Source organism: Pseudoalteromonas sp. MMG010 (assembly GCF_018100905.1).
Lineage (GTDB): Bacteria > Pseudomonadota > Gammaproteobacteria > Enterobacterales > Alteromonadaceae > Pseudoalteromonas.
The window spans coordinates 187,934-211,253 of record NZ_JAGJEG010000001.1 but is presented as its reverse complement, the minus strand read 5'-3'; the positions used below and the strand labels follow the sequence as shown (position 1 = coordinate 211,253).

Below are 23,320 nucleotides of genomic sequence, written 5' to 3'. Positions count from 1 at the left end.
CGGTGAATTAAATATAGTTCCAATCGTTTGTTTGTATTAAACTGATAGGTATTATCTATTGGAGGTGTGCAATGAACTTAAAAGACTTTGAGTATGTAAAAGCAATCGCGCAATTTAAGCATTTCAGAAAAGCAGCCGATGCCTGTTTTGTAAGCCAGCCAACACTGAGTGGGCAAGTAAAAAAACTTGAACAAGAGCTCGGTGTCGTACTCTTTGACCGCTCAACTAAACATATCACGTTAACACAGCAAGGCGAGCGTCTATTAACTCAAATAGAAGTGATTTTAGAGCAAACACAAATTTTAAAAGAACTAGCCGCTACTTCTAACGAGCCATTACAGGGTAAATTAACAATTGGGATTATTCCCACCATTGCCCCTTACTTATTACCTGCCTTACTCACATCAATGAAAGCGGCATTTTCACAAAGCCAGTTTGCGTTTATAGAAATGCAAACTAAAACCATTTTAACCGCTTTAGACAATGGTGAGATAGATTTTGCAATTTTGGCTGATGTGCCTGAGCTTAAAAACTATCATACTGTATCATTATATAAAGAAGATTTTTTAGTGGCCGTGTCACACGACAGTAAACTCTCTAAGCACTCTAAAGTGGCATTGAGCGATTTACAAGGGAGTAGTTTATTAATGTTAAGTGATGGTCACTGCTTTAAAGATCAAGCTCAAAAGTTTTGTTTTTCGGCGGGGGTCGATGTGTCTAATCAATATCAAGGAAATAGTTTAGAAACGCTATTAGCCTTAGTCGCAATAAATGATGGTATTACTTTTGTGCCTAAATTAGCGTGTACAAAACGCGAAGGGATTGGTTATTTATCTATTTTTCCTAATCAGCAACGTAATGTGGTTTTTGCTTGCAGAAAGCACTACCCACACTTAAGTGGGGTAGAGCAGTTGGGTGAGTGGTTATCTGCACATCAAAACTTAATAAATAAATTACGTTGATGTCTTAAGCGTTAAAGTTCAGGGCTGATGATTTCAACGATATCGTTTATTTGTATCCCCGCAAGCGGGGTATTATTGGGGCTAATAGCAATTGCGCTATGTTGATATAGTTGCTCAACTTTAAGAGTATTAAGCGTCGTTATTTTGTGAGGCATTTTATTTCCTGCCACATCAGTCATGTAATTATGATGAGCAATACTGAGCATTTGCCCTTTTTTAAGACCATGGGCTTTGCCTAAGTTAATGATGATTTTATCATTTTCTAAATGTAATATTTTACCAGTAGTGGGCATGCAGGCCATCGCTTCTTGAATATCATAGCTAATGGTATGAGTAAGATCGCCGATGGCTTGGCCATACGGTGATTGCCAAAACTTAGGGCTGTTAACATCGATTATATCGGTTTTATCAAAAGGCCATAAGCCATGAGTTTGATAACGATTTTGCCAAATTTGATCGTAATTATCACCATTAAATAAGGTGAACTCTATGGCAAAGTGTCGTTGGTAACTTTCGTCTTGCCAAAAAGCATAATCGTTATTGAGTTTATCACTGGTTGCGACGCTCGTTACCTGAGCGAATAATACGTACTGTGCATTCGTGCGGTTTGCTATTTCTTCTAGCAATGGGTTTGAATAATCAAACTGTTGGCTAAAATATTTATCGACTTTAATCGCCGAGTTAAAATACGCAATAGGCTTTGCAGTCATATCCAGATTATTTAACGTATTATAGAGCTGCTTACTAAAAGATTTATTTATGTCAAAAATTTGACCCATGCGAGCTTGCTCGCGGTTATTTAATTGGCTTTGCGTTACAGCAATAAACTTATTAAATTGGCTTTGCACGCATTGCTCAGGTTCGCTAAATATATCTAAACGAAGAGTGATAGCAAAAACCTCACCTTTTGTATCTTCACTGATCATTTCTATTTGTTGAATTTCACCGTGACTACTAATTTTAACTTGATCTTGAGTTAACACGCCATCGACCAAGGTTTGCACTGAGCTAACTTTAGCACCAGAAAAAACAAGCGCTTGAGTTATTGCATCTTTAATAGCGGCGGACTTAGCCATCGCCACATCATTGTTTTGGATTTGCGCGTGACCGGTTGATTCAAACCACTGAGCATAGCTACTTATGCTAAAAATAAGTAACGCGGCAACACTCATTTTAATTACCACTGTAGAAAAAGACCGGCTCATTGTTTACTCCAACACATTTAATTATAACTAAGCATACAGCAAGGAATATACCACTATTTATATACAGTTAGTGATTAAGATAATAAAAGTGGGAGGCTGGCATTAATCATGCATATTACATTGCATTATTCGTTATATAAGGTTTAGATTAATGCGCATTTTGTTATTTTTGGCAGTATTTTGTTTGGGGTTAACAGGTTGCAGTAGCATTTTTGATAAGCATGTGCAGTATAGTTATACCGAACCAGATGAGTACCCTATTTTAAAAGCCGTCGGCTATGCACCCATTAGCTTGCAGCCTGGTGCGAATGAGTCACAAAAACAATTAATGGCGATTAAAGCTTCAAAGTTAGAAGCTTATCGAGAGCTTACCGAACAAGTGTATGGGCAAAAAGTATCCGCACAAACCAGCGTTGCAGGTTCTATTGCACAAAATGATGTACTTGAAAGTAAAGTAAAGGGGTTAATTCGCGGTGCACAAATCATTAAAACATATGCCGTAGGCGATACCTATGCAACTGAACTGCAATTAGATATGAAGCGTGTTCATGATTTGTATATTACTGAGGTAAAGCCCAGAGAAATTAAAAAAGTCACTTATTATTAAAAAGTAAAAGAGGTTACGACATGTAACCTCTTTAATTTATTTATTAGGCATCAAACCTATCTGCGTTCATCACTTTTACCCAAGCTGCTACAAAGTCTTTAACAAAACGTTGTTTGTTATCGTCTTGTGCATAAAACTCAGCTAAAGCACGTAAAATAGAATTTGAGCCAAAGACTAAATCAACACGTGTCGCTGTCCACTTAGTATCACCCGTTGCTCTATCTACAATGTTATAATGTGATTTACTCGCCGGTTCCCAGCGGTAATCCATATCGGTTAAATTGACAAAGAAGTCATTGCTTAATAGGCCAACGTTTTCGGTAAATACGCCATGTTGAGAGCCTGCATAGTTAGTACCTAAAACACGCATTCCGCCAAGTAGTACAGTCATTTCTGGTGCTGTTAAGCCCATTAATTGGCTGCGCTCTAACAATAGCTCTTCTGCTGTTACTGCGTAGTCTTTTTGTAAATAGTTTCTAAACCCATCGTGAATAGGTTCTAATACATCAAATGAAGCGGCATCAGTCATTTCATCTGTTGCATCACCACGTCCTGGCGTAAAGGTAACATTAATATCAACACCGGCATTTTTTGCTGCTTGTTCTACAGCTGCGCTACCTGCAAGTACAATTAAATCGGCTAAACTGACTGGCTTAGCTAAACTTGCTTGTACAGTTGTTAATGCATTTAATACCGACTCTAAACGGGTAGGTTCATTCCCTTCCCATTTATTTTGAGGTGATAAACGAATACGAGCACCATTTGCGCCACCACGGTGATCAGAACCACGATAAGTGCGAGCACTATCCCAGGCTGTTGCGATTAAATCTGATGCTGGCACACCGCAGTTAAGTAAAGTCTGCTTTAGCTCAGTGATTTCTGCTTCATCGAGGGTGTAATCAACGCTTGGAACCGGGTCTTGCCAAATTAAATCTTCTTTTGGTACATCACAGCCAAGGTAGCGTGCTTTAGGACCTAAGTCGCGGTGGGTAAGTTTAAACCAAGCGCGAGCAAAAACATCACTGAAGTAGTCAAAATCATTATAAAAACGCTCAATAATTTTACGATAAGTTGGGTCAACTTTCATTGCCATATCGGCATCGGTCATCATAGGGTTATGACGAATATCAGGGTTTTCTACATCAACAGGCTTATCTTCTTCTTCAATATCGATAGGTTCCCATTGCCATGCACCGGCTGGACTTTTCTTTAATTCCCACTCGTATTTAAGCAGTAAGTGGCAAAATCCGTTATCCCATTGTGTTGGGTGAGTTGTCCAGGCGCCTTCAAGTCCTGATGTTACAGTGTCTTTACCTATGCCACGGGTTGTGTGGTTATTCCAGCCTAGGCCTTGCTCAAAAATATCGGCAGACTCTGGGTCGGCACCTAAATTATCTGCGTTACCATTACCATGGGTTTTCCCCACCGTATGTCCACCTACAGTTAGTGCGGCTGTTTCTTCATCGTCCATTGCCATGCGGGCAAAGGTCTCACGTACATGCGCTGCTGTTTTGAGTGGATCAGGTTTACCATTTACCCCCTCTGGATTAACATAAATTAATCCCATTTGTACCGCAGCTAAAGGGTTTTCCATTGATTCAGGTTTTTCTACATCGTCATAACGTTCATCGCTAGGTGCTAACCATTCTTTTTCTGCACCCCAATACACGTCTTTTTCTGGGTGCCAAATATCTTCACGGCCCCCGGCAAAACCAAAGGTTTTAAGTCCCATTGATTCATACGCCATATTACCGGCTAAAATAAGTAAATCAGCCCATGATAATTTATTACCGTATTTTTTCTTAATAGGCCAAAGTAAACGGCGTGCTTTATCAAGGTTGGCATTATCAGGCCATGAACTTAAAGGGGTAAAACGTTGATTACCAGTACCTGCACCGCCACGCCCATCAGCTAGACGATAAGAGCCCGCAGCATGCCAAGCCATACGAATCATTAACCCACCGTAATGTCCCCAATCGGCAGGCCACCATGATTGGCTTTGAGTCATTAATTGTTTTAAGTCATTTTTTAGTGCATCTAAATCAATGCTATTAAATGCTTGGGCGTAATTAAAGTCTGCATCATAAGGTGACGATTTAGTATCGTGTTGATGAAGAATGTCTAAATTAAGAGATTTAGGCCACCAATCAGTGTTTGATTGTGATGTTTGTGTATTGCTGCCATGCATAACCGGGCATTTGCCAATATTTTCATTGCTCATATGGATATTCCTATTATAAATAAACCAAAAAACGGTATATCAAAGATAGTAAACACAACATTTTTAGCAAATGAAGTTAACTATTTATTGATAACTGTAATTACTATAGATGCTTTAAATGCTATTAAATAGCATAGCGCTTTTATTTAAATCGATTGCATTGATAGATTATTTAAATAGACCGTTAAAACGTTTAAATATTTCATATTAAAACGTTTTAACGGTATTTATTTTATAATCAGAGGGAGTGAAGTGAGGCAGGGGGGTAAAAAATTGCAGGTTTTAGGCAAAAAAAAGCGAGCTACATGAGCTCGCTTAGGGTTACTTAAAGTATGCTTTATTGTGGCTCGTAGCCTAGATTAGGCGACAGCCAGCGCTCTGCCTCAGCTAAACTCATGTTGGTGCGTTTAGCGTAATCTTCAACTTGATCTTGTTGTATTGCCGCAACAGCATAATACTTAGCTTCAGGGTGAGAAAAATACCAACCAGAAACCGCCGCCCCCGGCCACATTGCATAAGAGCTTGTTAATTTCATTCCTATGCGTTTTTCTGTGTCGAGTAATTCCCAGATTTTCTTTTTCTCAGTGTGCTCAGGACAGGCTGGATAACCTGGTGCAGGACGAATGCCTTGATAGTTCTCTCTAATGAGCTCGTCATTTGATAGATTTTCGTCTTTAGCATAACCCCAGTATTGTTTTCGCACCTGCTCGTGAAGGTATTCAGCAAATGCCTCTGCTAATCTGTCGGACACGGCTTTAACCATAATTTTATTATAGTCATCTTGCTGGGCATCAAAAGCATCCGCTAAATCATCTTCTTCTAAGCCACCGGTCACTGCAAAAGCGCCAAAATAATCGGGGATGCCTTTTGGTGCAATGTAGTCAGCTAAACAGTAATTAGCAAAATCAGTTTTTTCGGTTTGTTGGCGTAAATGACACGATGTTGTTAAAACAGTGCTACGGCTCTCGTCGGTGTAAATTTCAATATCATCACCCACGCGATTGGCAGGGAATAAGCCAATCACACCTAACGGTTGTAAGCTAGCAGATAGCTCTAATTGATCGAGCATTTCATTGGCGTCTTTAAATAAACTTTGTGCTTGTTCGCCAACAACTTCGTCGTTCATGATGCGGGGATATTTTCCCGCGATAGACCAGGTCATAAAATAAGGAGTCCAATCTATGTATTGACGTAGAGTTGCAATCGAGACATTTTTAAATTCAGTCACGCCCAGTTTTTTTGGTACTGGCGGGGTATAGTTATCCCAATCAAGTTGTGCTGCATTATCACGAGCGCGTTGAATTGTAACTGGCTTAGAGCGAGGTTTTTTACGGGCTTGTTGCTCTCTAACTTTGACATACTCGGCACTGGTTTTCGCTAAAAATTCGGGTTTTAAGTCTTTTGATAATAAGTTAGAGACCACACCTACCGCGCGGCTGGCATTATTTACATAAATCACACCTTTATCATATTGTGGTTCAATTTTTACTGCAGTATGAGCTTTAGATGTGGTTGCCCCACCAATTAATAGTGGCAGTTCAAAGCCACGGCGTTTCATTTCTTTAGCAACATGAACCATTTCATCAAGAGAAGGGGTAATTAACCCAGAAAGGCCAATAATGTCTGCTTTTTCATCGATAGCAGTTTGCAAAATCTTATCTGCTGGGACCATGACACCTAAATCGATGACTTCGTAGTTATTACATTGTAAAACCACGCCCACAATATTTTTTCCTATATCGTGTACATCGCCTTTTACCGTTGCCATTACCACTTTACCGTTAGTGGCACCTTCTTCTTTTTCGGCTTCGATGAACGGGTCTAAGTAAGCCACTGCGCGTTTCATTACACGGGCAGATTTAACCACTTGCGGTAAAAACATTTTGCCGGCACCAAATAAGTCACCAACAACGTTCATACCATCCATAAGCGGGCCTTCAATAACATGAATTGGCTTATCGGCATTGGCTCGGCATTCTTCGGTGTCTTCATCAATAAAAGTCGTAATACCTTTAACAAGGGCATGTTCTAAGCGCTTGTTAACGGGCCAAGTACGCCATTCTAAATCTTCTACACGTTCGGCTTGTGCCATACCTGAGTATTTAGGTGCCAGCTCTACTAAGCGTTCACCTGCGCCTGGATCGGTATTTAAAATAACGTCTTCAACCGCTTTACGTAACTCTGCGGGGATATCGTCATATACCGCAAGTTGCCCTGCGTTTACAATCCCCATATCCATACCCGCTTTTATTGCATGGTATAAAAATACCGAGTGGATTGCCTCTCGAACAGGATTATTACCCCTGAATGAAAACGACACATTAGATACCCCGCCTGACACTTTACAATAAGGTAGGTTTTGCTTTATGCGACGTGTGCCCTCTATAAACTCTACAGCATAGTTATCATGCTCTTCTATGCCTGTTGCGACGGCAAAGATATTAGGATCGAAAATAATATCTTCTGGAGGGAAGCCAATATCTTCAACTAAAATTTTATAACTGCGCGCACAAATCTCGTATTTTCGTTTTGCTGTTTCGGCTTGGCCATCGGTATCGAATGCCATAACAACAGCTGCAGCACCAAAACGTTTAATTATTTTTGCTTGGTGTATAAACGGCTCTTCACCTTCTTTAAGTGAAATCGAGTTTACAATGGCCTTACCTTGAATACATTTTAAGCCGGCCTCAATCACTTCCCATTTTGAGGAGTCAACCATGATGGGAACTTTTGAAATGTCAGGTTCTGAGGCAATTAAATTTAAAAACTTTACCATGGCCGCTTTCGAATCTAACATGGCTTCGTCCATGTTAATGTCAATAACCTGAGCGCCATTTTCTACTTGCTCACGCGCAACCGTTAACGCGGCTTCGTAATCTTCTTCCATAATTAGGCGTTTAAACATGGCTGAACCGGTTACATTGGTACGTTCGCCTACGTTAGTAAATACGGCTATTTGCTGTGTCATGTTGGCGGCTCCTTAATTTAAATTACAGGCTTCAAGGCCTGATAAGCGCATGCGGATTTCGATTGTAGGTAAAGCACGAGGAGCAACCTCTTTTAGCCCTTGTGCAAATGCGCGAATATGCGCAGGGGTTGTACCACAACAGCCGCCGACAATATTAATAAACCCCGATTTCCCCCAATCGATAATTTCTTTTGCCATTTCATCGGGTTCTAAATCGTATTCACCAAATTCGTTTGGTAATCCCGCATTAGGGTGAACAGAGGTAAAGGTTTCGCATACACGAGACAGTTCTTCAACGTATTGGCGCAATAAATCAGGGCCCAAGGCACAATTTAAGCCAATTGAAATAGGTTTTATATGGCGAATAGAGTTATAAAAAGCTTCGGTAGTTTGTCCGGATAAAGTTCGTCCAGAGGCATCGGTAATTGTACCCGAAATCATTACTGGCAATGTACGTCCGGCTTGTTCAAAAGCTTCTTCAACAGCAAACGATGCCGCTTTTGCATTTAAGGTATCAAAAATTGTTTCGATAAGAATTAAGTCGGCACCTCCTTCCATTAATGCAAGCGTGGACTCTACGTAGGCCGTGACTAATTTATCAAATGTAATATTACGATAACCAGGGTCGTTCACATCAGGTGAAATAGAGCAGGTTTTTGATGTTGGTCCTAAAACACCTGCTACATAACGTGGTTTTTCGGGTGTTTTAGCTGTAAATTCATCGCACACTTTACGCGCTAATTTTGCTGACTCGAGATTAACTTCACGGCTCAAACTTGCCATATCGTAGTCGTGCATAGAGACCGTGGTCGAGTTAAAGGTGTTGGTTTCGATGATATCTGCACCTGCAGCTAAAAAGCGACGGTGGATATCTTCAATTAGCTCGGGCTTAGTGAGGCTAAGTAAATCGTTATTGCCTTTTACAAGAACATGCCAATCTTTAAAACGCTCACCGCGGTAGTCTTCTTCTTCTAATTTATGTTGTTGGATCATGGTGCCCATTGCACCATCTAAAATTAAAATACGCTGTTTTAAGCTATCTGCAATTTGCTGCGCTTTATTTGTGTTATTCGGCATAGTTGTTAGTCCTTACGTCTTGGCTAACTAAATTAATATCATAGGGTGTTGTTTGATAAACATAATAGTTTAACCAATTTGAAAACAGTAAAAAAGCGTGGCTTTGCCATGTTTTTGATGGTTCGTTTTCTGGATTGTCATCAGGAAAATAGTTTTCTGGTATTGGCGCATTGGGGTTTTTCTCCCTATCACGCATATATTCATCTTTAAGTGTATGTGCATCGTATTCTGGGTGGCCAGTAATAAAGACTTGGCTACCCGATTTATTTTTTATTAAGTAAGCACCTACTTTATCTGAACCCGCTAATACCACAAGGTCATCGCACGTATTTATTTTATTTATATCAATATGGCCAAAGCGAGAATGAGGAACTAAAAATTGATCATCAAAACCACGCGTTAACGCACCATGTGCAAAATAGCATTGGTGGCTAAATACGCCTGATAATTTTGTTGCTCTTAAATCGCGCTTTAAATTATACCTATGATATAAAGCAGCATGAGCCGCCCAGCACGAAAATAAGGTAGAAGTAACATGTTGTTCGGCCCAATCAATAATTACTTTAAGCTCTTCCCAGTAGGCAACGTCATCGTATTCCAAGTGGGCCAGTGGCGCACCGGTGACAATGAGGGCATCGTAGTTATTATCTTTTACTTCACTAAAATAGCGATAAAAGGTATCTAAGTGTTGCTCTGACGTGACGCTACTGCGATGGGTATCAAGACGCAAAAATTCAACGTTTACTTGTAAAGGGGAGTTAGCTAATAAGCGAATAAACTGCACCTCGGTTTCTACCTTATTTGGCATAAGGTTTAAAACCGCTAAACGCATAGGACGAATTTCTTGTGTTTTTGCCCGTGTTTTGGGCATTACAAACACATTTTCTTGGCGTAAACGTGCGATGGCTGGTAGTTCATCTTTTACAGTGATTGGCATTACAGTATTCCCCCTCATAACCGAACGCTAATTATGAACGGATGATACAAAATAGCAAGGTGTAGATGTATAGATGTCTAAATGAAATTTATTCACTTAGCGATTTAATACGCCATGCGTTGACTGTATAACCTTGCAAGCTCTACAATACAGTATTGTAATTTTATTTATTATTTGAAGGCTTCTTCACATGGTGTTACCTGATAAGTTTATATTCTCGATGAATCGAGTTTCTAAAGTTGTGCCGCCTAAGCGTACAATTTTAAAAGATATTTCTTTGCATTTTTTTCCTGGCGCTAAAATTGGTGTGCTGGGGTTAAATGGTGCAGGTAAATCAACATTACTGCGTATTATGGCAGGTGTTGATCAAGAATTTGAAGGTGAGGCACGTCCTCAGCCTGGTACTAAAATTGGTTACTTACCACAAGAGCCAGTACTTGACGAAAGTAAAACAGTACGCGAAATTGTTGAAGAAGCAGTGGGCGAAGTTAAAGGCGCGCTTAATCGCCTTGATGAAGTTTACAATGAATATGCAATGGATGGGGCTGATTTTGATGCCCTAGCTAAAGAGCAAGGTGAACTTGAAGCAATCATTCAAGCGCACGATGGCCACAATATTGATAACGTACTTGAACGTGCAGCCGATGCACTTCGTTTACCGCCTTGGGATGCATCGATTAAGCATTTATCGGGTGGTGAGCGTCGTCGTGTTGCTATCTGTCGTTTATTGTTAGAAAAGCCAGATATGCTTATCCTTGATGAGCCAACCAACCACTTAGATGCTGAGTCAGTTGCGTGGCTTGAGCGTTTCTTACATGATTATGAAGGTACCGTGGTGGCAGTAACCCATGACCGTTACTTCTTAGATAATGTAGCTGGGTGGATATTAGAGCTTGACCGTGGTGAAGGTATTCCATGGGAGGGGAACTACTCTTCATGGCTTGAACAAAAAGATGCACGTTTACAGCAAGAACAAAAATCTGAAAAAGCGCGTCAAAAGTCGATTGCTCAAGAGTTGGAATGGGTACGTTCAAATCCTAAAGGGCGCCAAGCGAAGTCTAAAGCTCGTATGGCACAATTTAGTGAACTACAGCAATCTGATTACCAAAAACGTAATGAAACAAATGAATTGTTTATTCCACCTGGCCCGCGTTTAGGTGATCAAGTACTTGAAGTAACAAATTTACGCAAAAGCTTTGGCGACCGTGTATTGATTGACGATTTAAGCTTTAGCATGCCTAAAGGAGCGATTGTCGGTATTATTGGTGCCAATGGTGCGGGTAAATCAACCTTATTTAAAATGTTAAGTGGCGAAGAGCAACCGGATAGCGGCTCTGTAACCTTAGGTGAAACCGTAGAGCTGGCAACGGTTGATCAATTCCGTGAAGATATGGATGAAAGTAAAACTGTATTCCAAGAAATTTCTGACGGGCAAGATGTATTAAAAATTGGTAATTTTGAATTCCAAAGTCGTGCTTATGTAAGCCGATTTAATTTCAAAGGTAACGATCAGCAAAAGTTTGTGAAAGATTTATCGGGTGGTGAGCGTAACCGTTTACACCTTGCTAAGTTATTAAAAGCCGGTGGTAACGTGGTACTACTTGATGAGCCGACCAATGATCTTGATGTTGAAACGCTTCGTGCACTTGAAAATGCAATTTTAGAGTTTCCTGGTTGTGTAATGTGTATATCGCATGACCGTTGGTTCCTTGACCGTATTGCAACACACATATTAGATTACCGTGATGAAGGTCAAATTAACTTCTTTGACGGCAACTATACCGAATATGAGCAATGGCTTAAAAAGACTTTAGGTTCAGAGGCAACTCAACCTAAGCGAATTAAGTACAAGCGCATAGGTTAAAAAAAAGCCCCTTTATTTAAAGGGGCTTTTTTTACATTTTACTTTTCACTTTGCTTGTCGCTACGCTGGTGGCAGGTGAATCTGGCCAAAAATGCTTTGGGTATCGACCTTTCATTTCTTTTTGCACATCTTTGTAGCTAGTTTGCCAAAAGTGAGCAAGATCTTGTGTTAATTGTAATGCTCGTTTCCCCGGAGAAAGTAATTCAATGAGCAGTGGCAGTTTGCCATTAGCCAAAGTAGGGGTACTTGTAAGGCCAAACATTTCTTGCATTCTTACACTGAGCTTAGCGGGCCCCGTTAATTGATAAGTAATTTTGATTTTTGAACCACTAGGCACCGCTAAGCGCAGCGGGAATAAGTTATTTAATGCAGTTTGCTGTTGCCAATTAAAGCAATTTTGCAAGGCTTCAAAGTAATCAAACTTCTTTAATTGCTCGAGTGTTTTTATATCTTGAATATAACTAGCGAGCCATTGGTGCGCGTTATCAATAAGTTGTTGTTCATGTAATACCGGGAATTGTTCGCTAAAAAGTTGGCCAGCTAAGCTCATTCTAACAAACAGTTGCTCAGCATGTGTTTGCTGATTAAATAAAGCAAAGCCTTGTTTAGCAAATAAATTTAGCCATGCTTTTACACGCTGCGACTTATCAAGTTTTTGTGATGAAGGTTGGCTGGTGATTGTAATCGCACCTAATATGCTCTCGTCTTGGTGAATAAAGCGGGCCGCTTTCTCATCGTATTCACATCGGGTTTGTTGACTAAATAAATGGGGTAAATGAGTTTGCAAGTCGATTATATTAAGTGCGCTTGCAGCAAATATTTTCTTTCCTTTATAGCCGCCAAGTACTGCAATGGCAAGGTATTCGTCATTGTGCCAATATTCACTATTAAGCTCACTACCAGCGCCATTGGCCAGTAAATAACCGTTACCACGTTTTTTTGCTATGCGATCAGGGTACGCTAATGCAATTAATAAAGATAAGTGAGTTGTATCGAGCGGTTCTGTTTTATTGGTTACTTGTAAACGTTGCTGCCAATAACTTAATTGCTGTTTAAATACAGGGTGAGGGCGGTGCTGCATAGCGTGCAAAGCTAAACTTAGTTCGTTTGAGGTATTTATACGACTTTCTAATAATGCGACAACATGAATGGCTAAATGATAAATACCGGATAAATTTTTATCTAACTGTTGTGCCTTTATTAACATATGCGCAAGACGAATATCAGCCCCAAAGCGCAGCATTTGACTGCCTAAAGGGGTTAGCTTTTCATTGTCATCTACAGCCTCTAGCATTTTTAACAAACTAAGCGCTTGTTTATATTGAGCGTCAGTGGGTTTATCTAATAAAGTAAGATCGTTAATATCAGTGCCCCATTGCTTTGCTTCTAACATTAATTGGCTTATATCGCAGGTTAATATTTCGGGGGCATCGTGGCTGTTTCGCCGTTCAAAATGTTGCTTTGAACCAAGGCGATATACCACGCCAGGCTCTATACGCCCAGCGCGGCCAGCACGTTGTATTGCTGATGATTGCGATATATTTTGTGTGGTGAGTTCACTCACGCCGGTTTTTAAATTAAAGCTCGCTGCGCGACGTTTACCGCTATCAATAACAATGCGTATACCATCGATAGTAATACTGGTTTCGGCAACATTAGTGGTTAACACAATTTTGCGTTTATCGTGTGGAGCAGGGGCGATAGCTGATTGTTGTTGTTCTTTATTTTGCTCACCAAAGAGTGCCTCAACGATACAATTTTCTGGTAAATCGCAAAGTGCTTGTTGTACTTTTTTTATTTCATGCTGGCCGGGTAAAAAAACTAAGGCACTGCCTGTTTGCTCATTTAGCGCTTTTTTAATTAATAGAGGGATGGTTTCTAACCATCGACTTTCATCTTTAATTGAGTGGTAAATTTCGGTAATAGGAAAACTTCGCCCCTGTGATTGCACTAAAGGGCAATTAAAAAACTCAGTATATCGATGGCTATCTAAGGTGGCCGACATCAACAAAATAGTTAAATCGTCGCGCAGTGTAGCCTGAGTTTCTAAAGTAAAGGCAAGCGCCGTGTCGCCAGCAAGAGAACGCTCATGAAACTCATCAAAAATAACTAAATCAATGTTACTTAATTCAGCATCATTTTGGAGCATACGAGTAAGCATACCTTCGGTTACTATCTCAAGACGTGTGTGTTGACTGGTTTTCGTTTCGCCTCGTATTTTTAAGCCAATACTTTGGCCCACCTTTTCATTTTGGCAATGAGCTAAATAATGAGCAATGTTTCTTGCCGCTAGTCGTCTTGGCTCTAACATTACAATACGTTTAAAGTGATTGTCTTGCATTAATGAAAGCGGAAGCCAAGTTGATTTCCCGGCCCCAGGAGGTGCTTGCAGTAAAGTGATCGCGTTAGATTTTAAGGTTTTGACTAACGAAGGATAAATATTTTGAACAGGTAACACGTTTGCTCGCAAAGCAATTTAATATGAGCTTATTGTAAAGAGTATTTAACGGTATTGGCAATGGTTCAATTGCAGCCGCTATTTAAGCTTTAAGATTTCTTACTAGAGAATTTTCGCTGTTAACGGCGCTACCGGCTTGATCATATGCCATGGTGGTTGTTGGAGCACCAATTAAAATGTCTTTTAATTGCTTTACACTTAGCTGGGCATGGTGGGCTGCGTGGGCATTAACATCATTTTGTTTTTTACAAAGAACAAGTTGTTGGCGTACTTGTTTAATAAGGTCTTGAGATTCAACCGATAGTTCATCGTTACTGGTTATTAATTTGTTTAGCTCTTTATCTAAAATATTTAATTTTGATAAGAAAGGGGTTTTCTTGGTCGCTATTTCTTTTAACCCGTTCCCCTTTCGAGAAGCGATCACTGTCAGTTCTTCTTCTAACAGCGATGCAAGAGAGGTCAAACACTCTAGCTGGCTTGTTAGTTTTGTAATAATAAGATTATTATGATCAGCCATATATATTAAACTCGAAATCAGCTAAATTTTTAGCAAGTTTTTCAGCGTCAACTTGGTATTTACCTTCGCTAATCGCTTTTTTGAGATCAGCAACTTTGGTTTCATCAAACCCTGAAGATTGCTGGGCTTTATCCTGTGCCGACTTAAGCTGCTGTGCTTGAGGCGTAATGCTTACAGAGTCACTTGCAGCTTTTGGTGATGCCGTTTGTGCAACGTGTGTGTTTGTATTATTTTGTTGTATATCAACTTTTTGCTGCTTAGTATTTGCTAAAGCATTTGTTTGTTGATTACTATTGTTAACTTGATTAACCATTATTTTTGACCTGTATTTGCCCAACTTATGCTAAGTTATCGGCAGTTCTTTAGGATACTTTAATATAAATTCAAATTAAATATTTACAGAAACAGACTCTACACCATCTACACGGGCATTTAAAACTTTACCTGACTTTTTATTTTTTATTTTTACTTGCTCACCTAAAACACCATCCTCTAAAGCAATGCCTGTGGTTTTAATTTTTAACCCTCTTAAGCTTGCATAAATGCTGACAGAATCGCCTTTGCACACCATACATATTTGATTGAGCATAACCGGCATACCCTCACGAATATTACGTTTAGAGCGGCTACCTATAAATAACTCTGGAGATTGCAATGATTGTGCTCTGACAAAGTGCGACGGTTTCATGGTCACTCTTAAGCTATGTGTGGTTATTATTTCACCTCGCGCTAGATTGGTATTTGCAATAACAACAGGACTCATTTTTACAACGCGGACATGGATATATTGTACCCAGCTATTCGTATCGTTACATTTTGCCTGTAAAGTAACTTGACGATTAAATGGTGGCTCACTAGGGGTACTTAATACTAACTCTGAATCGCAATTTCTATCTGCGATACGAGGATCTAAAGGCGCAACACTAAGTTCTAACCCTGTTGGAGGGTTGGTTTGCGCTTTAATTTTTGCCTCTACGTAATTAGTAGCAATTTCTGCAAGTGCCTCTTTAGTAAAAACTTTAGCTTTTACAGGGAAAAACAGGAATAAACTCACCAGAAAATAAAAAAAATGGCATCTTCGGCTTTTTTTTAACAAACTCATCATGTTTCGACTATGCTTATGGTTTCAAAAAGGGTATAAATATTTTGCGTCAAAATATAGACGCCCCTTTATTTTAATTGAACTTTATATAGTATAAGCAATTATTGTTCCGAACTATTTGTTTTCGTCAGGAGATTTGAATGGCTGGTATTTTAGACTCAGTGAATCAACGCACCCAGTTGGTTGGGCAAAACCGCCTAGAGTTATTATTATTTAAACTCAGAGGAAGGCAGCGCTTTGGGATTAACGTATTTAAGGTAAGGGAAGTACTGCAATGTCCGCCTCTTACCAATATGCCAAAATCAAATAGCTACATTAGAGGTGTTGCGCATATTCGTGGACAAACTATTTCTGTTATTGACTTGTCAATGGCTGTTGGTGGGCGTCCAATTGAAAATGTAAAAGATAGCTTTATTATTATTGCTGAGTATAACCGCACGGTTCAAGGCTTTTTAGTGGGCGGCGTTGAGCGTATTGTAAACATGAATTGGGAAAAAATAATGCCACCGCCATCAGGGGCTGGGCGTTATTCTTATTTAACTGCGGTAACAGAAATTGAAGAAGAGCTAGTTGAGATCCTTGATGTTGAAAAAATCTTAAATGAAATTTGTCCTGTAAATACTGAAGTTAGCGAAGATATTGCGGCAGATAGTGGTGAAATTCAAAAAGATTTAGGCGAGCGAATCGTATTTATTGCCGATGATTCTGCTGTTGCCAGAAACCAAGTGAAAAGAGCACTTGAACCATTAGGTGTTCAAACCGAGCTGGCTAAAAATGGTAAAGAAGCTCTAATTAGATTGCAAGAAATAGCTGATCTTGACTGTAACCACGACATCACAGAACGCGTAGGGTTATTAATTTCTGACGTAGAAATGCCTGAAATGGATGGCTACACCTTAACGGCTGAAATAAAAGCAAATCCCAAACTAGCTCCTTTGCATGTAATACTTCATACCTCTCTTAGTGGTGTATTTAATCAAGCTATGATTGAAAAAGTAGGCGCTGATGACTTTATTGCTAAGTTTAATCCGGATGAACTAGCGACGGCAGTTAAAAAGTGGGTTCAAAGTGAAGAATAGAAACAGGTGTTTAAAATTTGAAAAATAAAGAGTTACAGCAAGGTGAATACGATCAATTTAGAACGTTTTTAGAGCAACAATGCGGTATTGTTTTAGGGGAAAATAAACAATACCTTGTGAAAAGCCGTTTGGCACCTTTGATGACTCGTTTTAATGTTGAATCGTTATCACAATTAGTTTCTAAAACACTTAGTGCGCATGAGCGACAACTCAGAGCAGCCGTTGTCGATGCAATGACAACAAATGAAACGCTATGGTTTAGGGATCAATATCCTTTTGAATTATTGCAAAATAAGATTTTCCCTGAATTTAGTGATCTTATAAGGCCTTTAAAGATTTGGTCTGCGGCAAGTTCATCGGGGCAAGAACCGTATTCAATTGCCATGTCTATTGCTGAGTACCAAGCTAAAAAGCCGGGTGCTTTAAAAATGGGGGCACAGATCACGGGAACAGATATATCCAATACCATGCTCGATATTTGTAAAGCAGGGCACTATGACGCCCTTGCATTAGCTCGCGGGTTGTCAACAGAGCGACGGAGAAAGTTTTTCACTGATAGTGGTAATGGCATGGCACAAGTGAATGACCCGATAAAAAAATTAGTTAACTTTAGGCATTTAAACTTGCTTGACTCATATTCGTTAATGGGCAAATTTGATGTTATTTTTTGCCGCAATGTTTTAATTTACTTCTCGCCTGAGGTTAAAGCCAAAATTATTGCTCAGTTTTCTCAAGCTCTCAATCCTAATGGTTATTTATTTTTAGGCGCGTCGGAGTCTATGACCGGTTTGAGTACTGATTTTAACATGGTGCGTTGTAATCCAGGTATTATTTATCAAAAGAAATAAAGGCAAACCTTTTCGAAAACTCTCTTCTAAAAAAGCACTTTAAAGTGCTTTTTCTTTAAAAATCAAGTCATTAAATTTTACCATTCTCTTTTTTCCTACTTGGCTCAAAAATTGCTTTAATCAGGTTAAGTCAATTTTTTGGAGATAGTTATGGCTATCAGTTTCGATAAAGCTTTAGGCGTGCATCCACAGACAATGTCAATCCGTTCTCAGCGAGCTGAGTTGTTAGCAACCAATATTGCTAATGCTGATACGCCTGGGTACAAAGCGAAAGATATTGATTTTGCCTCAGCATTTAAAGCGGCAAAATTAAACCAAGGTAGCGGCAATACCATGACTAGAACCAATGAAAAACACATTGCCGGTGGCACAAATAGAATAGGTGGAAATGAAATGTTTCGCCTTCCAAATCAATCAGATACGGGTGATGGTAACTCTGTTGATATACAAGTGGAACGAAACTTGTATACACAGAATGCTATGGAGTATCAAGCTAGTTTGCAATTCCTAGGTGGTAAGTTGCAAGGCTTGAAAAAAGCACTCGGTAGTCAAGGAGCATAATCATGAGTTTATATAATGTTTTTGATATTTCAGCCAGTGGTATGAGCGCACAAAATGTGCGGTTAAATACGACGGCGAGTAATATATCTAATGCAAATAGTGTTAGCTCTTCTCAAGACGAAACATATCGAGCGCGACAACCTGTGTTTGCAGCTGAGTTAACAAAAGCATCTGCATCAATGAGTAATCCACAGGGCTCTTCTGTTGGTGTGAAGGTATTAGGCATTGTTGAAAGCGACAAGCCGTTACAAATTGAATATAACCCAAATCACCCTAGTGCGGATAAGGATGGTTATATCTACAAGCCCAACGTGAATATAGTAGAGGAGATGGCAAACATGATTTCTGCCTCTCGCTCTTATGAAACTAATGTGCAGATTGCCGATGCGGCTAAGCAAATGTTAAGTAAAACACTGTCCCTAGGACAGCGTTAATTGAGGGTAGGTTATGAGCACTGATATTAGCAGTATTTCTTCATCGTCGTATTTAGACTCTTTAAAAACAGGGACTGAAACAACGACGGAAGAATCAAGTGATACGTTAACACAAGAAGACTTTTTTACTTTGTTAACACAGCAGTTGACGTTTCAGGATCCTAGTGAACCTGCTGATAACGATCAAATGATTTCGCAAATGACCAATTTCACCATGGTTGAAGGGATTTCTAACTTAAATACAAATTTTGAGTCGCTTGCCTCTTCAATGACGTCTAATTCAGCGTTACAAGCCTCAACATTAGTCGGTAAACAAGCGTTAGTTGATTCAGATACTTTAGATTTAGCTGATTCAGGTGAAGCACAAGGTGCAGTGGTCGTTGATTCAACCGTTGAAGACATGGTGGTCAGGGTGACTGATGCCTCGGGTCAATTAGTAAAAACAATTGACTTAGGCACACAAAGTGAAGGCACATCACACTTTAGTTGGGATGGCACCGATGAGTCGGGAGAGCGTTTACCTTCAGGTGAGTATTCTATAGAAGTGCAAGGTAGTGTTGATGGTGATTACACCAGTTTTGCTACACAAACGTTTAAAAATATAGAAAGTGTCAATATTAATAACGCCAGTGGCATTGTACTGAACACCAAAGAAGGTTCTGTGCTGTTATCTAGCGTGGAAGAAATAGCGTAAATTTTAAAGTATTTAGCAATGCTAATATAACAAGTCAGAGGTGATTTATGAGTTTTAATATCGCATTAACAGGTTTAGCGGCCGCACAAAAAGATCTAGATGTAACAGCAAATAATATTGCAAACGTAAATACAACAGGATTTAAAGAGTCGCGAGCTGAGTTCGCTGATGTATATGCATCATCAGTGTTTAGTTCAGGTTCAACAAAAAATGGTGATGGTGTAGCAACGACCACGGTAGCCCAGCAGTTTCAACAAGGCTCACTTACTTTTACTGATAATTCACTGGATTTAGCGATTACCGGTGAAGGTTACTTTGCGATGAGTAACGATTTAGATGCCTCTGATTTTACTTACACCCGTGCCGGTGCATTTAAATTAGATTCAAATAACTACGTTGTTGATGCAAGCGGTAACTACTTACAAAGCTTCCCTGTGAACGAATCAACAGGTGATACAACATCGATAAGTTTAAGCACATCGTCTGCATTACAAATCCCAGATTCATCGGGTTCGCCTCGTGCAACTGAAAATATATATAGTTCATTTAACTTAGATTCAAGAGCTGACGCGCCTTCTTTAGCGTTTGATTCATCAGACAGTGCGACATACAATTCATCTACTTCGACAACGATTTACGACTCATTAGGTGAAGCGCATATTTTGCAATTTTTCTTTGTAAAATCAGACCCTGCAGTTACAACTAACGAATGGACAACGTATGCCACTTTAGATGGTCAAGATTTTGATTCTTCAGGTGCAGCCGGAGTTGGTGGCTTAACTACTTTTGGTTTTGACTCGAGTGGTTTACCTGAATCAACAAATGGCGTAGCAAATACAACAAATACGTTTGATGATGCTGTAATTAGTGGTACTAACTTAAGTGGCTTATTAACTAATGGCGCTTCATTTTCTAATGATATTACCATTAATTGGCGTGATGAAGTGGGTAGTACAAGTAAATTACCGACACAGTATGCAAGTAACTTTGAAGTAAAAGCACTTGAACAAGATGGCGCGACGGTTGGACAAATATCAGGTATCGATATTGGAACTGATGGTAAAGTGGTTGCTTCGTACAGTAATGGTGATACATCATTCTTAGGGCAAGTAGCCATGGTGAGCTTTTCAAACTCTCAGGGTTTACAACAAGTCGGCGATACATCGTGGAAACAAAGCTTAGCTTCAGGTGAACCTCTAGCTGGTGAGCCGGGTTCTGGTACGTTAGGCGATATTAATTCATCTGCGCTTGAGGCATCAAATGTTAACCTCACAAATGAGTTAGTCGACCTAATCAGTGCACAACGTAACTTCCAAGCTAACTCTCGTGCGCTTGAAGTAAACTCAACATTGCAACAAAATATATTACAAATCCAGTAATCATATTTGTTTTACGAAGGCCGCAATTTTGCGGCCTTTTTTATTACTGCTACTTTTTATTTCTCCCTTACGCGTATATCCCCCCTCAAATAATTACTTGGCATCTATTTTGCATTTATAGAAATATAGATTTTAATGTGAGTCGATGTCATGGATAAAATGGTCTACATTGCGGCCTCTGGGGCCAAACAGAGTATGCAAGGCTTAGCGCTGAAAGCCAATAATTTGGCGAATGCCAATACAACGGGCTTTAAAGCTGATTTTGCACAAGCGCGTTCTATGCAAGCGTTTGGCGAAGGGCTACCAAGTCGTGTATTTTCAATGCAAGAGCGCCCAGGTTCAAACATGACATCAGGTGGCATTATCGATACTGGTCGCGATTTAGACATTGCAATGAGTGATAATGCTTGGCTTAGCGTGCAAGATGCATCAGGAAATGAAGCATATACAAAAGTAGGTACGCTCAACATTACCGCACAAGGGGCGTTAGTCACCAGTCACGGTCGTCAAGTAATTGGCGAAGGTGGCCCGGTTATTCTACCTGTACCCATTGAAAAAATTCAGTTCAGTGAAGATGGCGCAATACAAGTGCGTCCTCAAGGAGCGCCTGCTAACTTTTTAGAAGAAGTTGATCGCTTAAGAGTTGTTGAGGCCGACAATACCCAGCTTGAAAAAGGCAATGACGGTTTATTTCGTCCAAAACCCGATCAATTTGTTGATACGTCAGAAAATGTAAAAGTTATAAATGGTTCGCTTGAAATGTCAAACGTGAACCCTGTGCATGAGATGGTCGATATGATCAATCATCAACGTCAATTTGAATTACAAGTTAAATTAATGAAAACAGCAGAAGAGCTTGATGAAACACAAGATCAATTGCTACGTATTGTTTAACTTTAAAACGAGGACATTATTATGAATCCAGCATTGTGGATAAGTAAAACAGGGTTAGATGCCCAACAAACAGATATATCAGTTATTTCAAATAACTTAGCGAATGCCAGCACGGTCGGTTATAAAAAGAGCCGTGCTATTTTTGAAGATTTACTCTATCAGAACATTAATCAACCAGGTGGCCGTACATCTCAAGATACTGAAATGCCGTCGGGTTTAATGCTTGGTGCGGGTGCTAAAGTCGTTGCAAACCAAAAAGAGTTTTCTCAAGGTAATATGTTAACCACTGAAAACTCTTTAGATTGGATGATATCTGGTGATGGCTTTTTTGAAGTGCTACAACCTGATGGCAATATTGCTTATAGCCGCAACGGGCAATTTACTACCGATGAAGAGGGTCGTATTGTAACATCTGGTGCGGGTTACCCCATTCAACCTGAAATGAATGTCCCCGATGACGCGCAATCAATTACTATTTCACAAGATGGTGAAGTGTCTGTGAGTGTTGCTGGGCAAGCTGAAAATGTTGTTATTGGACAATTAACAATCAGTGACTTTATTAATCCATCTGGTCTTGAACCTGTTGGTCAAAACTTATACACAGAAACCGCTGTCAGTGGCGCACCAGTGCAAGGCAACCCTGGGGATGACGGGTTAGGTACCATTGTACAAGGTTCACTTGAAACCTCTAATGTAAATGTCACTGAAGAACTGGTTAACCTCATTGAAACTCAACGCGTATACGAAATGAACTCAAAAGTTATTTCTGCTGTTGATGAAATGATGAGTTACATAAATCAAAATTTATAAGCTGAGTATCACTATGCGTAAATTTCTATTTTTTGCTAGCACAACATTACTTTTAAGTGGTTGCATGGTAACAGAGCAAAACCATGAGGTTGTTCAAAACGACCCATATTACGCTCCAATGTACCCAGAGCCTGTCGCTGAAGAATTTGTTGCAACAGGATCATTATTTAGCCAACACTTATCAGATGATTTATATGCAGATAAAAAAGCGTTACGTACTGGCGATATTATTACCGTTGAGTTAAACGAATCTACTCAAGCAACCAAAGCGGCAAAAACCGAAACCGATAAGCAAAGCGATGCAAGCTTAGACCCTGTTATTGGCTTAGGAGGATCGGCAATTAATATTGGTGGTGAAAGTATTCAATTTGGTATTGGAAGTGGTTCATCATTTACAGGTGATGCGAAATCAAATCAGTCTAATAGTTTGTTTGGTGAAATTTCAGTCAATGTGGTCCGTGTTTTACCTAATGGTAACTTAGTTATTCGAGGTGAAAAGTGGTTAACACTCAACACCGGTGAAGAGTTCATTCGTTTAGAGGGATTAATTCGCCCACAAGATGTTAGTGCCGATAACACGGTCGAATCAAATCGTATTGCAAATGCGCGTATTCAATACTCAGGTAAAGGTGAAACCCAAGAATCGCAAAGTGCGGGTTGGTTATCACGCTTTTTCAGTAGCACGTTATTCCCGTTTTAGAGG

Annotated in this window: 21 protein-coding genes; 12 read left to right on the top strand and 9 right to left on the bottom strand. The window is 39.7% G+C overall.

All coding sequences use genetic code 11. The features are described 5' to 3' along the window. The first annotated feature begins 71 nt into the window (after positions 1–71). On the top strand, positions 72–962 hold the full coding sequence (locus J8L70_RS01040) for a LysR substrate-binding domain-containing protein (protein WP_211053619.1): 891 nt from the start codon (positions 72–74) through the stop codon (positions 960–962). Positions 963–973: 11 nt separating this feature from the next. Here J8L70_RS01040 and J8L70_RS01035 read toward each other — a convergent pair whose 3' ends face one another. Then, positions 974–2,167 (bottom strand): flagellar assembly protein FlgT, encoded by a 1,194-nt coding sequence (locus tag J8L70_RS01035; protein ID WP_211053618.1) that lies wholly within the window; start codon positions 2,165–2,167, stop codon positions 974–976. A 151-nt stretch (positions 2,168–2,318) separates the two neighbouring features. Here J8L70_RS01035 and J8L70_RS01030 point away from each other — a divergent pair, with 151 nt between their 5' ends. Beyond that, complete coding sequence (locus tag J8L70_RS01030) at positions 2,319–2,774, top strand: LPP20 family lipoprotein (protein WP_211053617.1); 456 nt, start codon at positions 2,319–2,321, stop codon at positions 2,772–2,774. Between the two features lie 43 nt (positions 2,775–2,817). Here J8L70_RS01030 and katG read toward each other — a convergent pair whose 3' ends face one another. The 4 genes from katG to metA form a co-directional block, all read right to left on the bottom strand. Next, positions 2,818–4,995: a catalase/peroxidase HPI gene (katG, locus tag J8L70_RS01025; RefSeq protein WP_211053616.1), complete on the bottom strand. Its 2,178-nt coding sequence runs from the start codon at positions 4,993–4,995 to the stop codon at positions 2,818–2,820. 337 nt (positions 4,996–5,332) lie between these two features. Continuing rightward, entirely contained in the window at positions 5,333–7,963 is a 2,631-nt protein-coding gene (metH, locus tag J8L70_RS01020; RefSeq protein ID WP_211053615.1) for a methionine synthase, read from the bottom strand. Positions 7,964–7,975: 12 nt separating this feature from the next. Then, positions 7,976–9,040, bottom strand: a complete 1,065-nt coding sequence (locus J8L70_RS01015; RefSeq protein ID WP_211053614.1) for a homocysteine S-methyltransferase family protein — start codon at positions 9,038–9,040, stop codon at positions 7,976–7,978. Beyond that, complete coding sequence (metA, locus tag J8L70_RS01010; protein ID WP_211053613.1) at positions 9,030–9,977, bottom strand: homoserine O-succinyltransferase; 948 nt, start codon at positions 9,975–9,977, stop codon at positions 9,030–9,032. Before metA ends, J8L70_RS01015 begins: the two co-directional genes overlap by 11 nt. 190 nt (positions 9,978–10,167) lie before the next feature. Here metA and ettA point away from each other — a divergent pair, with 190 nt between their 5' ends. Beyond that, positions 10,168–11,841, top strand: coding sequence for an energy-dependent translational throttle protein EttA (ettA, locus tag J8L70_RS01005; RefSeq protein ID WP_211053612.1), 1,674 nt, complete (start codon positions 10,168–10,170; stop codon positions 11,839–11,841). 31 nt (positions 11,842–11,872) lie between these two features. Here ettA and hrpB read toward each other — a convergent pair whose 3' ends face one another. From hrpB to flgA, 4 genes are all read right to left on the bottom strand, one after another. Then, positions 11,873–14,299 carry an ATP-dependent helicase HrpB gene (gene hrpB, locus J8L70_RS01000; RefSeq protein ID WP_211053611.1) on the bottom strand — a complete coding sequence of 809 codons (2,427 nt, stop codon included), beginning with the start codon at positions 14,297–14,299 and terminating at the stop codon, positions 11,873–11,875. Between the two features lie 82 nt (positions 14,300–14,381). Then, positions 14,382–14,816, bottom strand: a complete 435-nt coding sequence (locus tag J8L70_RS00995) for a flagellar protein FlgN (protein WP_211053610.1) — start codon at positions 14,814–14,816, stop codon at positions 14,382–14,384. Beyond that, positions 14,809–15,129, bottom strand: a complete 321-nt coding sequence (flgM, locus tag J8L70_RS00990) for a flagellar biosynthesis anti-sigma factor FlgM (protein WP_211053609.1) — start codon at positions 15,127–15,129, stop codon at positions 14,809–14,811. Before flgM ends, J8L70_RS00995 begins: the two co-directional genes overlap by 8 nt. Positions 15,130–15,204: 75 nt before the next feature. Next, on the bottom strand, positions 15,205–15,918 hold the full coding sequence (gene flgA, locus J8L70_RS00985) for a flagellar basal body P-ring formation chaperone FlgA (RefSeq protein ID WP_211053989.1): 714 nt from the start codon (positions 15,916–15,918) through the stop codon (positions 15,205–15,207). A 140-nt stretch (positions 15,919–16,058) separates the two neighbouring features. On the opposite strand from flgA, the gene J8L70_RS00980 reads away from it, so the two are divergent. The 9 genes from J8L70_RS00980 to flgH all read left to right on the top strand — a co-directional run bounded on the left by J8L70_RS00980 (position 16,059) and on the right by flgH (position 23,317). Continuing rightward, positions 16,059–16,997 carry a chemotaxis protein gene (locus J8L70_RS00980; protein ID WP_211053608.1) on the top strand — a complete coding sequence of 313 codons (939 nt, stop codon included), beginning with the start codon at positions 16,059–16,061 and terminating at the stop codon, positions 16,995–16,997. A 17-nt stretch (positions 16,998–17,014) separates the two neighbouring features. Beyond that, positions 17,015–17,845 (top strand): protein-glutamate O-methyltransferase CheR, encoded by an 831-nt coding sequence (locus J8L70_RS00975; RefSeq protein WP_211053607.1) that lies wholly within the window; start codon positions 17,015–17,017, stop codon positions 17,843–17,845. 150 nt (positions 17,846–17,995) lie between these two features. Beyond that, positions 17,996–18,406: a flagellar basal body rod protein FlgB gene (gene flgB, locus J8L70_RS00970; RefSeq protein ID WP_211053606.1), complete on the top strand. Its 411-nt coding sequence runs from the start codon at positions 17,996–17,998 to the stop codon at positions 18,404–18,406. Positions 18,407–18,408: 2 nt separating this feature from the next. After that, positions 18,409–18,840 carry a flagellar basal body rod protein FlgC gene (flgC, locus tag J8L70_RS00965; protein WP_211053605.1) on the top strand — a complete coding sequence of 144 codons (432 nt, stop codon included), beginning with the start codon at positions 18,409–18,411 and terminating at the stop codon, positions 18,838–18,840. A gap of 13 nt (positions 18,841–18,853) precedes the next feature. Beyond that, the gene (locus J8L70_RS00960; protein ID WP_211053604.1) at positions 18,854–19,534 is read left to right on the top strand and encodes a flagellar hook assembly protein FlgD; all 681 of its coding nucleotides are present in this window, start codon (positions 18,854–18,856) and stop codon (positions 19,532–19,534) included. 47 nt (positions 19,535–19,581) lie between these two features. Then, positions 19,582–20,913: a flagellar hook protein FlgE gene (flgE, locus tag J8L70_RS00955; protein ID WP_211053603.1), complete on the top strand. Its 1,332-nt coding sequence runs from the start codon at positions 19,582–19,584 to the stop codon at positions 20,911–20,913. 150 nt (positions 20,914–21,063) lie between these two features. Next, positions 21,064–21,807: a flagellar basal body rod protein FlgF gene (locus J8L70_RS00950; protein WP_211053602.1), complete on the top strand. Its 744-nt coding sequence runs from the start codon at positions 21,064–21,066 to the stop codon at positions 21,805–21,807. Between the two features lie 21 nt (positions 21,808–21,828). Further along, complete coding sequence (gene flgG, locus J8L70_RS00945; protein WP_211053601.1) at positions 21,829–22,617, top strand: flagellar basal-body rod protein FlgG; 789 nt, start codon at positions 21,829–21,831, stop codon at positions 22,615–22,617. A gap of 13 nt (positions 22,618–22,630) precedes the next feature. Further along, positions 22,631–23,317, top strand: coding sequence for a flagellar basal body L-ring protein FlgH (gene flgH, locus J8L70_RS00940; protein ID WP_211053600.1), 687 nt, complete (start codon positions 22,631–22,633; stop codon positions 23,315–23,317). Positions 23,318–23,320 lie beyond the last annotated feature (3 nt).

Coding starts and splice junctions, on each gene's coding strand:
- J8L70_RS00980 (WP_211053608.1), top strand. CDS start 16,059: ATGGCTGGTATTTTAGACTCAGTGAATCAACGCACCCAGTTGGTTGGG.
- metA (WP_211053613.1), bottom strand. CDS start 9,977: ATGCCAATCACTGTAAAAGATGAACTACCAGCCATCGCACGTTTACGC.
- flgA (WP_211053989.1), bottom strand. CDS start 15,918: ATGAGTTTGTTAAAAAAAAGCCGAAGATGCCATTTTTTTTATTTTCTG.
- katG (WP_211053616.1), bottom strand. CDS start 4,995: ATGAGCAATGAAAATATTGGCAAATGCCCGGTTATGCATGGCAGCAAT.
- J8L70_RS01040 (WP_211053619.1), top strand. CDS start 72: ATGAACTTAAAAGACTTTGAGTATGTAAAAGCAATCGCGCAATTTAAG.
- flgG (WP_211053601.1), top strand. CDS start 21,829: ATGAATCCAGCATTGTGGATAAGTAAAACAGGGTTAGATGCCCAACAA.
- flgH (WP_211053600.1), top strand. CDS start 22,631: ATGCGTAAATTTCTATTTTTTGCTAGCACAACATTACTTTTAAGTGGT.
- J8L70_RS01015 (WP_211053614.1), bottom strand. CDS start 9,040: ATGCCGAATAACACAAATAAAGCGCAGCAAATTGCAGATAGCTTAAAA.
- flgM (WP_211053609.1), bottom strand. CDS start 15,129: ATGGTTAATCAAGTTAACAATAGTAATCAACAAACAAATGCTTTAGCA.
- J8L70_RS01035 (WP_211053618.1), bottom strand. CDS start 2,167: ATGAGCCGGTCTTTTTCTACAGTGGTAATTAAAATGAGTGTTGCCGCG.
- flgB (WP_211053606.1), top strand. CDS start 17,996: ATGGCTATCAGTTTCGATAAAGCTTTAGGCGTGCATCCACAGACAATG.
- J8L70_RS01030 (WP_211053617.1), top strand. CDS start 2,319: ATGCGCATTTTGTTATTTTTGGCAGTATTTTGTTTGGGGTTAACAGGT.
- metH (WP_211053615.1), bottom strand. CDS start 7,963: ATGACACAGCAAATAGCCGTATTTACTAACGTAGGCGAACGTACCAAT.
- J8L70_RS00950 (WP_211053602.1), top strand. CDS start 21,064: ATGGATAAAATGGTCTACATTGCGGCCTCTGGGGCCAAACAGAGTATG.
- J8L70_RS00960 (WP_211053604.1), top strand. CDS start 18,854: ATGAGCACTGATATTAGCAGTATTTCTTCATCGTCGTATTTAGACTCT.
- flgC (WP_211053605.1), top strand. CDS start 18,409: ATGAGTTTATATAATGTTTTTGATATTTCAGCCAGTGGTATGAGCGCA.
- ettA (WP_211053612.1), top strand. CDS start 10,168: ATGGTGTTACCTGATAAGTTTATATTCTCGATGAATCGAGTTTCTAAA.
- flgE (WP_211053603.1), top strand. CDS start 19,582: ATGAGTTTTAATATCGCATTAACAGGTTTAGCGGCCGCACAAAAAGAT.
- J8L70_RS00995 (WP_211053610.1), bottom strand. CDS start 14,816: ATGGCTGATCATAATAATCTTATTATTACAAAACTAACAAGCCAGCTA.